This window comes from Kribbella sp. NBC_00889 (genome assembly GCF_045207705.1).
GTDB lineage: Bacteria > Actinomycetota > Actinomycetes > Propionibacteriales > Kribbellaceae > Kribbella.
In genome coordinates this window covers 2,675,009-2,687,086 of the sequence record NZ_CP108783.1, presented here as the reverse complement: position 1 = coordinate 2,687,086, position 12,078 = coordinate 2,675,009, and the positions used below count along the sequence as shown (strand labels likewise).

Annotated in this window: 11 protein-coding genes and 1 pseudogene; 2 read left to right on the top strand and 10 right to left on the bottom strand. The window is 66.9% G+C overall.

Annotated features, from left to right (window positions below; genetic code table 11):
• Nucleotides 1-3: 3 nt before the first annotated feature.
• The 8 genes and pseudogenes from OG817_RS12940 to OG817_RS12905 form a co-directional block, all read right to left on the bottom strand.
• Nucleotides 4-942 carry an urease accessory protein UreD gene (locus tag OG817_RS12940; protein WP_406054412.1) on the bottom strand — a complete coding sequence of 313 codons (939 nt, stop codon included), beginning with the start codon at nucleotides 940-942 and terminating at the stop codon, nucleotides 4-6.
• Nucleotides 939-1,652, bottom strand: a complete 714-nt coding sequence (ureG, locus tag OG817_RS12935) for an urease accessory protein UreG (protein WP_406054410.1) — start codon at nucleotides 1,650-1,652, stop codon at nucleotides 939-941. Before ureG ends, OG817_RS12940 begins: the two co-directional genes overlap by 4 nt.
• A gap of 19 nt (nucleotides 1,653-1,671) precedes the next feature.
• A complete protein-coding gene (locus OG817_RS12930; RefSeq protein WP_406054408.1) occupies nucleotides 1,672-2,403 on the bottom strand; it encodes an urease accessory protein UreF in 732 nt (243 codons plus the stop codon).
• Nucleotides 2,403-4,121, bottom strand: a complete 1,719-nt coding sequence (gene ureC, locus OG817_RS12925; RefSeq protein ID WP_406054406.1) for an urease subunit alpha — start codon at nucleotides 4,119-4,121, stop codon at nucleotides 2,403-2,405. The genes OG817_RS12930 and ureC overlap by 1 nt, the downstream gene beginning before the upstream one ends.
• Before the next feature lie 80 nt (nucleotides 4,122-4,201).
• Nucleotides 4,202-4,498 (bottom strand): annotated as a pseudogene (ureB, locus tag OG817_RS12920) (urease subunit beta); the annotation flags it as partial.
• An 8-nt stretch (nucleotides 4,499-4,506) separates the two neighbouring features.
• A complete protein-coding gene (locus OG817_RS12915) occupies nucleotides 4,507-4,809 on the bottom strand; it encodes an urease subunit gamma (protein WP_406057428.1) in 303 nt (100 codons plus the stop codon).
• A 55-nt stretch (nucleotides 4,810-4,864) separates the two neighbouring features.
• Nucleotides 4,865-6,103, bottom strand: coding sequence for a hypothetical protein (locus tag OG817_RS12910; protein WP_406054404.1), 1,239 nt, complete (start codon nucleotides 6,101-6,103; stop codon nucleotides 4,865-4,867).
• Between the two features lie 31 nt (nucleotides 6,104-6,134).
• Nucleotides 6,135-7,535 carry an FAD-dependent oxidoreductase gene (locus OG817_RS12905; RefSeq protein ID WP_406054402.1) on the bottom strand — a complete coding sequence of 467 codons (1,401 nt, stop codon included), beginning with the start codon at nucleotides 7,533-7,535 and terminating at the stop codon, nucleotides 6,135-6,137.
• Between the two features lie 307 nt (nucleotides 7,536-7,842).
• Here OG817_RS12905 and OG817_RS12900 point away from each other — a divergent pair, with 307 nt between their 5' ends.
• Together OG817_RS12900 and OG817_RS12895 are read left to right on the top strand one after the other, a co-directional pair.
• Complete coding sequence (locus tag OG817_RS12900) at nucleotides 7,843-8,094, top strand: hypothetical protein (RefSeq protein ID WP_406054400.1); 252 nt, start codon at nucleotides 7,843-7,845, stop codon at nucleotides 8,092-8,094.
• Between the two features lie 230 nt (nucleotides 8,095-8,324).
• Nucleotides 8,325-9,437, top strand: a complete 1,113-nt coding sequence (locus tag OG817_RS12895) for a lactonase family protein (protein ID WP_406054398.1) — start codon at nucleotides 8,325-8,327, stop codon at nucleotides 9,435-9,437.
• Between the two features lie 971 nt (nucleotides 9,438-10,408).
• Here the strand turns inward: OG817_RS12895 and OG817_RS12890 are convergent.
• Complete coding sequence (locus OG817_RS12890) at nucleotides 10,409-10,789, bottom strand: hypothetical protein (protein ID WP_406054396.1); 381 nt, start codon at nucleotides 10,787-10,789, stop codon at nucleotides 10,409-10,411.
• A gap of 93 nt (nucleotides 10,790-10,882) precedes the next feature.
• Nucleotides 10,883-11,884, bottom strand: coding sequence for a LacI family DNA-binding transcriptional regulator (locus tag OG817_RS12885; RefSeq protein ID WP_406054394.1), 1,002 nt, complete (start codon nucleotides 11,882-11,884; stop codon nucleotides 10,883-10,885).
• Nucleotides 11,885-12,078: the final 194 nt, after the last annotated feature.

Sequence of the window (12,078 nt, the reverse complement as noted above, 5' to 3'; positions counted from 1 at the left end):
GTCTCATCCCTTGCGGAGGTTGGGAGCTGGTGCGCCGAGCACCTCAGTGCGCGCCCGGTCCCACGCGGCGTGCACAGCGGCCTGAACCGCCCTGGACGTGTGGCCGAGAACGCGTACGGCGGCGCCGCGGCCAGCGGGCAGCTCGGTCACTCCCGCCAGGACCTCCGGTACGTCGGCGAGCGCGTCTCGAAGAAGCGCGACGAGGTCGGATGCTGATGTGCTGGCGCAGATCACGTACAGGCTCGCCAGGACGTCGAAGCCACCGAGCACGCCCGGTGACGTCGGGTCGTCGATCTGACCGGGCCGCAGCCGCAGCGTGTCGGCGAACAACAAGGCGCCGTCCACGTCACGAACTTCGGTGTCGGCCCAGTACACGTCGTACACGTGTGCCTCGTTGTGCGCCGTCCGGCCCGGCAGGAGGATCTCCCCGAGGATCACCGTGGCGTCCTGGGCCACGGTGAGGCAGGTCCGCTGGTACAGCCGCGACCCGCGGAACGGGATGACAGGGTCGGGCAGATACTCGAGTACGCCGCCGGCGCCGACGTGGAGGTTCACCAGCTGAGTCGCGAAGTTGTCCCGGGCCCTGAAGACCTTCGTGGCGGCCTGAGTCGTGAGGTGGACGGCAGAACCGGGCGAACAGTCGACGTCCACCCGGTACCGGTCCCCCTGGACGAAGCCGTCACCTTGCTGCTGCAGGAAAACGAAGGCCATGTCCGGCCGCACCGGGTCCAGATAGATCGGCCGGTAGGCGTACAGCGGTGAGCGCTGGTACTGCCGGACGACCCTGGTGCAACCTGCCCGCGGCGCCAGTGCCAGGTCCAGTACGCCGAGTTTTCCCGCGGCGCCGACGCCCAGCGCGTCCTTCACCTCCGCACCGAAGGCGAGCACCTCCTGGGGCAACACCGCGGGGGTGCACCATGCCAGGTCGTCCCGTCCGGTCATGTCGGGTTGGTGACCGGAGTGAACCGAGTGATCACCGCACCGACGCGGCCGGCGATCTCGTCCAGACCGTCGCCGGTGAAGCAGTTGGTGAAGACGAACGGACGCCCGTCACGCACAGCTTCGGCATCCCTGTCCATCACCGACAGGTCGGACCGGACGAGCTCGGCCAGGTCCGTCTTGTTGATGACCAGCAGATCCGAGTGCGTCACGCCGGGACCACGCTTGCGCGGGATCTTGTCGCCCTGCGCGACATCGATCACGAACACGAAGTAGTCGGCCAGCGCCGCACTGAACGTCAGCGTCAGGTTGTCGCCACCGGACTCGACCAGCACGACGTCGGCGTCGGCGAAGCGATCGGTCAGCTCGGCGACCGCGTCGAGATTCATGCTCGGGTCATCCCGTACCGCGGTGTGCGGGCATGAACCGGTCTCGACGCCGACCACTCGTTCGGGCGCCAGCACACCCGCCAGGGTGCGTCGTACGTGCAGAGCGTCCTCACTGGTGAAGATGTCGTTGGTGACGACCAGCGGCCGGTGGCCGGCGGCGATAAGCAGCGGGACCAATGCCTCGATCAGCGCCGTCTTGCCGGAGCCGACCGGGCCACCGATGCCGATCCGCGGGATCCCCGGTGCCCGGACCTCGGCGAACCGGGAGGCCGGCTCATGGTTGTGGTCGTGTCCGTGTTCGTGGCCGTGCGCGTGTGCCTCCATGGAGCCACCTTCTCCTTAGCTAGCTGGCGAACAGCCGAAGCTCGGTCTCTTCGTGCCGCATCGCCATCACGTCCAGCAGCGGTGTGCAGCTGGTGAGGTCGGAAACGTCCTTGTCGACGGCGTCCCGCGCCGCAGCGGCCAGATCCGGTCGTACGTCGTGCAGCACAGCCTGGGCCGTTCCGTGCTCGGTCACGGCCAGCCTCACCGCGGCCGCGACCCAGCCCGCCGCGAACGCGAAGAGTTCGCCGGCCACAGACTCCAGACGTGGTACGCCGAGCGATGCGCTGAGCACGCCGAGCACCACCGCGTGGTTACCCGGTGAGCGTCGGGCCGCGACCTCGCGCGCATACAGCGCAAGCGCTCCGGTGCCGAACGTCGAGGTCGCGACGCGCAGCAGCGCTCGCCCCGTACGAGTCGAGGTCTCCCGCGCTTCCCGCGACAGCTTCACGGCGGTCAATCGCTCGTCGGCGCGGCTGACCCGGTCCAGATCCAGCGAGTCCGGACCGGTCGTCGCGCGATGCGCACAGGCCAGCCCCACGCCTTCCGACGGGCCGACTGACAGCCGAACGTGGTCCCGGAGCAGCGCCGACAGGACCGCCGGGTCGCTCGGTATCGTGAGTCGACCGGACTGCGCCAGGGTCTCCAAGCCGTACGACAGTGTGTAGCGACCACTCGGGAACGCCGAGTCGCTCAACTGCAGCACGGACAGGACGCCGCCCAGCCGTTCGGCCTCCGGCGGGTGACCGGACATCAGGCGATGTAGTAGAGCTGGGACAGCGAGACCTCGTCCGATGCAGGCACGACAGCCGGTCGACCGTCCACCGTCACCTGGTACGTCTCCGTGTCGATCGCGATGTCCGGGGTCAGGTCGTTCCGCACCATCTGCGCCTTTCCGACGGTGCGGCAGCCGCGGACCGCTTCGGTCGAGCGGTCGACGCCGAGTCGTTCCATCACCTGTGCCTCTGCCGCCGCCTGCGACACGAACGTCACCGACGTACGAGCGGCCGCCTTTCCCAGCCCGGCGAACATCGGTTGCAGCAGCACGGGCTCCGGCGTCGGGATGGACGCGTTCGCGTCGCCCATCACCGACCAGGCCACCATGCCGCCCTTGATCACGTACTTCGGTTTGACCCCGAACGTGTTCGTCGGCCACAGCACGATGTCGGCCAGCTTGCCCGGTTCCAGTGATCCGACCACGTGTCCGATCCCATGCGCGATCGCCGGGTTGATCGTCAGCTTCGCGAGGTACCGCAGGATGCGCTGGTTGTCGTCGCCGGAGGTCTCCCCGGGCAGGCTCCCGGTCACCTTCTTCATCTTGTCCGCGGTACGCCAGCAGGTCGACACCGTGTCCCCGACGCGGCCCATCGCCTGCGAATCCGACGAGTACATGCTGAGCACACCCATGTCGTGCAGCACGTCTTCTGCCGCCTCGGTCTCGGCGCGAATCCGGGATTGGGCGAACGCGACGTCCTCGGGATTGTCCGGGTTGAGGTGGTGCGTCACGATCGTCATGTAGAACAGGTTGTCGGTGGTGTCGGTCGTGTACGGACGGGTCGGATTGGTCGACGAAGGCAGCACGTTGGGCAGCGACGCGATCGCCATCATGTCCGGCGCATGTCCCCCGCCCGCGCCCTCCGTGTGGTAGCTGTGGATCGTCCGGCCGTCGATCGCGTCGAGGGTGTCCCCCAAGTAGCCGCTCTCGTTGAGGGTGTCGGCGTGCAGAGCGACTTGTACGTCATACTCGTCGGCCACCGTCAGCGCACAGTCCAACGTGGCCGGCGTGGCGCCCCAGTCCTCGTGCACCTTGAGCCCGCACGCGCCCGCCTCGACCTGCTCCCGCAGACTGTCCGGGCGGCTGCTGTTGCCCTTGCCCATGAAACCCACGTTGACCGGCAGGGACGCGGTCGCCTCCAGCATCCGCGCCATGTTCCACGGACCGGGCGTGCACGTCGTTCCCTTGGAACCGTCGGCGGGACCGGTGCCCCCGCCGAGCATCGTCGTGATCCCGCTGGACACAGCGTGCGGGATCTGCGCAGGTGTCAGGAAGTGCACGTGAGAGTCGATCGCGCCGGCGGTCGCCACCAGGCCTTCGCCGGAGATCACCTCGGTACCGGGACCGATCAGCAGGCCGGCAGACACGCCGTCCTGCACGTACGGGTTCCCGGCCTGGCCAACCCCGACGATCCGCCCGTCCTTGACGCCGATGTCGGCCTTCACGATTCCGATCACGGCATCCATCACGATGACCGACGTGATCACCAGGTCCAGCGCCCCGTCGGCGTTGCGCAGGCCCGGCACCTGCGCCATACCGTCGCGGATCGACTTCCCACCGCCGTAGATCGCCTCTTCACCAGGAAGGATCAGGCTGCGTTCCACCCGGGCGAACAACTCGGTGTCGGCCAGCCGGAACCGGTCGCCCACGGTCGGACCGTACAGCGAGGCGTACTGCCTTCTCGAGACCGTCGTCACGACTGCTCCTTCGCTCCGGAGAACCCGCGTTCGCGGGCCCGCGCCAGCGCCCGGGCCCGTGAACGCGGATTGGACGCGGCGCCGTCGAGCAGTGCGCTGAACCCGACTACCCGGCGGGAGCCTCCGAACTCGACCAGGCCGACCTCGCGTTCGTCGCCCGGCTCGAAGCGGAGCGACTGGCCCGACGGCACGTCGAGCCGCATTCCCAGTGCCGCGGCCCGGTCGAAGTCCAGCGCCCGGTTGATCTCGAAGAAGTGGTAGTGCGAGCCGACCTGGATCGGCCGGTCACCGGTGTTACGCACCGACAGACGCACACCGCGCCGGCCGGTATTGATCTCTATCGGCTCGTCGGACAGCAGCCACTCGCCTGGAATCATTTCGTCCCCTATGGAATCGGGTTGGCAACGGCCACGAGCTGGGTCCCGGTTCGGAACGTCGCCTCGACCTGAACCACATTGACCATCTCAGGCACCCCCGGCATCACGTCGTCCCGGGAGAGCACCTGCTTGCCCAGCTCTGTCACCTCGGCGACCGACCTCCCGTCCCGAGCCGCCTCGAGTAGCGCTTCGGTGATCAGCGCGATCGACTCGGGGAAGTTCAGCTTCAGGCCGCGCTCCTTGCGCCGGCGGGCCAGCTCGGCGACCTGGTAGATCGGCAGCTTCTCGATCTCCCGGGGACTCAGCATCATCGACGACACCCAGGTCTCGATGCGCGGCTCCCCGGGACCACCCTCGGTCATCTCGTCAGAACCCGGCGAGGCCCTGCGGGCTGTTGTACGGGATCTCCGCGCTGGTCACCTCGCTGAGGGAGCCGTCCGGCTGGACGGAGTACCCGATCAGCTTCGAGGCGTTGGCGTAGATCTGGTACAGGTAGCTGCCGTCCGGAGTGATCAGGTTGTCGCTGGGTCCGCTGCTGACGGTTCCGTTCAGCGCCCGGAACGTCCCGTCGCCGGGCACCTTGGGGCAGGCCGAGTCGTGCACCAGCGAGACCACGTCACCGTCGATGCGGAAGCTGCTGATGTTGCTGTAGCCGAAGTTCGTCGCGAACACCCACTGGTCGTCCGGCGAGACGGCCAGCCAGCACAGCTCGGACGGCAGGCCGGCGCTGGTGTCGATCTTCACGACCGGGCCAGTACCGATCCGGCCATCTTCGCCCAGCGTTGCCAGCGCGACGCCGTCGGCCACCGCGTAGCCGATGAGGAACTGGTCGGGCCGGTGGTGCAGGAACGCGGGGTAGAACGGGGAGCCACCGCCACCGTCCTGGAACAGGCCCTCACCCAGCGCGCCGTCCTGCCGCACCGCGAACACGATGAGACCGTCCGGGTCCGGTGCGTTGGACGCGACCGACTTCTTCGAACCGTCGGGCTGGTCGGCCCACAGGATCGGCGATCCGTCCGGGTTCGCCTTGGCCGGCTCGTCGAAGGTGGTGCCGACGACGAGAAACCTCTCGTCCGGCGAGAGTACGACCATGGTGGACACGCGCAGCGGCTTGTCCGGCGTGTTGATGGTGTAGCCCTCGGAGCGGGCCTTCAGCTTGCCGTCGGCATCGACCGTCATGAGCCGGACGTGGTCCGGACCGAACGAGTGCAGTACGAACAACGTGCCGCTGGCCGGCAGGTAGGCCAGCGACTTCGCCGTACCGCTGCGGCCGGTCACGATGTTGCCGGTCCGCTTGACGTCGATCAGGGTGAGCTTGCCGTCCTCGCTGACCCCGAAGCTCGACACCGAGTTGTCGCCGCCGTTGGTCGCGAACAGGAAGCGCCGGTCATCGGTCAGGATCACGCTGCCCGCGGCCTCGAACGCGTTCGGCGCGCTCTCCTGACCGCTGATCGGCTTGTAGACGCCGGATCCGGCGCCTCCGGTGGGGATTCGCTCCACCTCGCTGATCGTCCCGTCGCCGGCCCGGGCGTAGTGGATGACGAAGTTCCTGACCTCGTTCGTCTGGATGTACAGGTGGCCGGAGGCCTGCATGCCTTGCTCCATGGTGTTTCTCCGCTTCTTGGTCTGTTCGGGTCTAGCCCTCGTCGGTGCGTATGACGGCGCCGATGACGTCGTTGAACGCTTCGGTCGAGGAAGGGTGGGTGTAGACGGCGTCGCGCAGTTGACTCGCCCTGATGCCGTTGCGCATCGCCAGTGCGACAACGTTGACCAGTTCCTGGGCGTCGACGCTGAGCAGCGTGGCCCCGAGGATCTCGTCGGTCTCGAGATCGATGACGAACTTCATCACTCCCCGGGTCTCGTGGACCACGTACGCGCGCGGCATCGAGATGATGTCCGCCACCGGCTGGCCGGCGACCTTGATCCGGTACCCCGCGTCACGGGCCTCCTTCTCGGTGAGTCCGACGTTCGCCAACGGCGGACTCATGAACAAGGTCCGCGGTACGGCGACCCGGTCGGTCGTCATTCGTTTGCCCTCGCCAACGAGTTGGTCCAGGACGATCCTGCTGTCGTCCAGGGAGATATAGGTGAACTGGGGCCCGCCGTTGACATCGCCGAGAGCAAATATGTGCCTCTGGCTCGTGCGCAGGTACTCGTCGACCTCGACTGCGCCTCGCGCCGTCGTGCGGACTCCCGCGGCCGCCAGACCGAGTCCCTCGGTCGCCGGAGTCCGACCGGCCGCGGCCAGTACGGCGTCCGCCGTCAGCGAGTGTTCGCGGCCGTCGTGCATGTACAGAACTGTGGCCTCGGCCGGTCCGTCGCGAACCTCGGTCACGTTCGCGCCGGTCACGATCTGGATGCCCTCGTCGACAAGAATCTTTTCGGCCACCGCGGCGATGTCGTCGTCCTCGCGGTCGAAGATCGCCGATGTAGTCTCGAAGAGCGTGACCTCTGCACCGAACCGGCGGTAGATGGCGGCGAACTCGATCCCGAGGTAACCGCCGCCGACGACGGCGAGCCGCGTGGGCAACTCGGTTCGGTGAATCAGGTCCGTGCTGGTCACCAGATACTTGCTGTCCCGCAGACCCGGGATGTCCGGGATGACAGGCGTGGACCCGGTGTTGATCAGGATGTGCGCCGCCGTAACGGCGACCGGACCCACGGCGGTGTCCACCCGAACGGTGTGCTCGTCGGTGAACTCCGCGTGCCCAGTGAGCACGGTGGCCGTCTCCAGCCCGTTCACGCCATCGAAGTTGCCTTTGCGGAACAGCGTCGTGATCTCGTTCACCTCGCCGACGGCGCGCTCGTACCACTCCTGGGGCACGTCCGACGGCCGGCGATTGTTGGACTCGTGCACGAGCGCCTTCGTCGGTACGCAGCCGACGTTCGGGCAGGTTCCGCCGTACATCTGGTCGGACCGCTCGACGACGACGACCCGCTTGCCGAGCCGCGCCATGACACCCGCGACAGCCTTACCACCCTTGCCGAAACCAACGACCAGGATGTCTACCCGCAGTGAGTTCTCGACGCTTTGCATGATGATTTCGGCCTTTACACATCAGGAGGGACGAGCAGTACGTCCCAAGACTGGAGACCGGCCGGGCGCCTCGCATCGGGGAACACCCGAGCCTCCCCCGGCCGATCGCTTCCGCACCTCGGACCGACTCGGCGATGCCCTAGGGGGACACGGATGCGATCAGAACCGACACCCGCTTGGCTCGACGATGGCAGCGAATTTCACAGCACCGATGAGAAGCGCGTCGCGCATTGGCGCACAACTTCTCATCGACCAACACGCCAGGAAGGACCTATCGATGTCGACAATCCCCAGATCGAGCTCGAGGATGCGGGCAACCGGGGCTGCGAAGCTGTTGGGCGAGCTGAAACGAAGCCTGCGCGGCACCCCGAGGTCGTCCGACCCGCACTCCGCCGCCCTGCTGACCCACTCCGACGCCATCGCCCGCAGCCGGGGTGCCGTCGATGAGGTGGCTTTGAAGACCGCCCGTGCGGCCGGGCTGACTGATGCGGAAATCAGCGAGGTCGTGGGCCCCCTCGCACTGAACATTCTCACCACACGACCACGGCTGACAGCCTGATCCGATCCGCACGCATCCCAGCAGAAGCCCCTGAAGAACACTTCAGGCCAGGCGCTCCCCCGAGCCGAAATGCGTGTTCAACCTAATGCACCGGTCCCCATGTCGCGAAGCAGGACTGAGCGTGTGCTCGGCACTAACGGCTGGCTTACCGATCGGCGGATCCGGTAGAAGCCGGCAATTCCGGATCTACTGTCGATCGCGTTCATCCCTTTCCTGTCGGAGGAATCACCATGCGCAATCCGTTCGTCCGTTCCCTTTCGCCACTGCTTGCGGTCGCGGCTGCCGCCACCGGCAGCGCCGGTATCGCCAACGCCCAGGCGCCGACACCAACCACCGGCGCGCAGGTCGTTGGGCATGTCTACGAGGCGACCAACTCGCCCGCCGGCAACGCGATCCAGATCTTCGATCGGCTGCGTGACGGGCAGCTGCGCCCGGGCAGCGCCGTCGCTACCGGCGGGCTGGGGCTCGGAGCGTCTTTGGCATCACAGAACGCGCTGGTCCGTGAAGGCGGCCTGTTGTTCGTGGTGAACGCCGGCGACGACACGATCTCGACCCTGGCGATCACCCGGCGAGGCCTCGTGAAGCGGGACGTCGAGCCGACGGGCGGCGACCGGCCCGTGAGCGTCACGGTCCACGGAAGCACCGTGTACGTCCTCAACCAGGGTAGCGGAACCATCAGTGGTCTTCGCCTCGGTCCGGACGGTCACTTGAGTGCGCTTCCGCGTTCGACCAGGCAGCTCAGCAAGACCGCCGGCGGTGCAGACGCGGCAGCTGCGCAGGTTTCCTTCACCCCGAACGGACGTCACCTTCTGGTCACGCACAAGGGCGACCAGACGATCGATACCTTCGCGGTCCACGGCCGGTACACCGGGCCTGCCGTTCCGAATCGATCCGCTGGCTCGACGCCGTACGGCTTCGGCTTCGACCGGCGCGGTCACGCGATCGTCTCCGAGGCGGGACCGAGCGCGGTTTCGTCGTACGCCGTCCGCTTCGGCGGGCTACGCACGATCAGCCCGTCCGTGAGCGACACCCAGGCTGCCGCCTGCTGGCTCGTTACCACTCGCGACGGCCGATACGCCTTCACGGTCAACGCGGCCAGCTCCACGATCTCGTCTTACCGCATCGGCACGGACGGACGCCTCTCCTTGCTGGCGGCTGTCGCCGCTCGCACAACCGGCGGTGGCACTGACGCCGCGCTCAGCCCGGACAATACGACCCTCCAGGTTCGCCTCGGCAACGGCGACATCGCGTCGGACGCCGTATCGCACAACGGTAGCCTGACGCCCCTGCAGGACACCTCAGGCACCGCCACGAGTGGAACCGCAGGCCTCGCAACCGACTGACGCCGTAGGCAACCAACGTCTCGACCGTACCCGCCGCTGTCCGCATCGGTCCTTCCGGCGCGGGCAGCCGGCCGGTCGTCATCGCCCAGCCCCGGGCCCCGACCAGCGGCGTTGCCTGGCGACATTGCCGAAGGCGGTGGTGCGCAGCACGAGACACGTCCGCTCCGAAGGCCCGCGCCGCGTGCCGACCGTCGGGGACGAAGCCCAAGGTCACCGCACGTTCGGCCAGGTAGCGATTCACGCTGTGTACGGCAGTCCGACCACGCGCGCGACCGATCGAAAAACTGGGACACCTGCAACGCCCGAGATGCTTGGAACACGATCGGCCTCCGGTTCCGTATCGGAACCCGGAGAGCGCAGGACCATCACGGCAAGTGACGGTCGAGGAGCGCCAGTTCGGCGTTGTCCCCCGGCATCGAATGGCCAGGAACGCACCCCCTTTACGCACCTCAATCAGCGCGAGAGGACGGTCAGCGATGAGAACCGATGTGCACCACAGCATCCCCGAATCCCTTGCCAGTAAGAGCTTTCGCTCATCAACGACAAACGGTGACCAACCTCAGTTGGAAATCAGCGGGCTCGGGGTTCGAGTCCCTGGCGGCGCACAACAGCCCAGGTCACGCAGGTGGTCTGTGCTTCTTCATGTCTGAGGTCAGCTCTACTCACCTCTTTGCCCATGCCATGACGGCGCGAGCCTGCCGAAGGCCGAGAATGGCCATCCGCCCGCGCCACCACTTGATCGTGACTGTGCGTCACGTCACATCGCTTCGCGTCCTTGCCACTTCCCCCGCCGCGCCTCGACACCGTCATCGACAAGATCAAGACCAACGCCGGCACCTCGACCGCCAAGACCTGCCGCGCGATCATCTCCGGCGCCATGAACCTCGCCATCGGCTACGGCGCAATCTCCATCAACCCCGTCCGCGAAGTCGACACCATCGGAGCCCCAACCAGGAACCCACCCCGAGCCCTCACCGGCGAAGAGGTCCCTCCGCACAGAACACGTCGCCACAGACGACTACGCCGTCCAAGGCGAGCTCCCCGACCTCGTCGCCTTCATGCTCGTCACCGGCGTCCGCATCGGCGAGGCCATGGCCGTCCTGTGATCCCAAGTCGACCTCGAAACCGGCACCGTCCACATCACCCACACCATCGCCCGAATCAAAGGCGAGGGCCTCATCCGCACGACCACCAAATCCAAAGCCGGCCAACACGTCCTCAGCCTCCCCAACTGGGCCACCGCGATCGTCCGCACCCACCACGCCGCCAGCATCCGCCTCGACCCCCCTGCCCGATCTCGGATGTCCGTCAAAGCGGGTCAGGCCTAGATCCAGGTCGGTGAGTTCGGACATGTCACTAACAATTGCCATCACACCAGTGCCGCGGTTGTGAACAGGCACGAACTGCAGGACGTCTGCAGGCGTACGGTGAACGGGGATCTGCGCTCAGTCGTTCACTCGTTCGACTGAGCCGCCCGGTACGAGTTGGGCGGGGAGGAATCGCACAACGGGCGACCGCGGTAGAGGGTGGCCGGAGCCATCGAGTCGTCGGCGCAGCAGATCGGCGGCGCTCGTCGCGATGTCCTGGGTGGGCTGGGCGATGACGGTGAGGCGCGGCACCGTGGCCTGAGCGAGCTCCGCGCCGTCAAAGCCCACGAGCGAGATGTCGCGTCCCAGCCGAAGGCCCGACTCGTTGATCGCGATCAGGGCACCGAGCGTGAGCTCGTAGTTGGCGCAGAAGATTGCAGTGGGCCGCTCGCGCATGGCAAGGAAACCGCTGATCGAATCATGTCCGGTACGGACGACCAGTGGACCGCGCGCCTCGTACTCCGGAGACAGGACAACGCCGGCCTCCGCGAGCCGCTCGGTGAAGCCCGATGCTCGCAGGCGCATGGTGGAGACCGAGGGATGCCCGGTCACGATCGCGATGCGCCGATGCCCGTGATCCAGCAGGAGGCGCGCAGCCATCGCGCCCGCACCAGCATTGTCGAGGAAGACCCCATCGGTATGGAGTTCGTCGGCCGCCCAGTCGATCAGCACCACCGGCACCCGCAGCATTGCCGTGCGGAGGGGCTCGATGTCGTGAGCGGACGGCACGGCAATGATGCCGTCCACCATCTGGCTCAGCAGCAGTCCCACCGTATCCTCCTGGCCAGACGGGCTGGCGGCAACGATGACGTTGATGCCGGCGGATCTGAGGGCAGCTTCGACTCCGGCGATGATCGTCAGATGGAAGTCGTTGTTGAGCGCCGGCAGGACGACGCCGATGGTTCCCGATCGCCTCGACCGTAAGCCCCGGGCCATCGCATTGGGCCGGAAGTCGAGCGCGGCAGCGGCAGCCTCGATGGCAACGCGATTCGACTCGAGCACGGTTCGGCCGTTGAAGTACTTCGAGATTGTGGCAAGAGACAGACCCGTCTCGCGCTGGATGTCCTTGTAGGTGGCCATCCCCCTCCTCTCATCCGCCCAGGCTGCCGATCAGGAGCATGAATCGTATCGCTTCGGCGGCTCCAGGTAAGTACATGACGCGACCGAGCGCCGCGAAATCTCCCGCAGATCTGATCGTAGACAGGGCGAAACGTTACGTGCTAATTTGCCTGACAAGCTGACTGGTGAGTCGGATGTGCAGTCGCAAACGACAG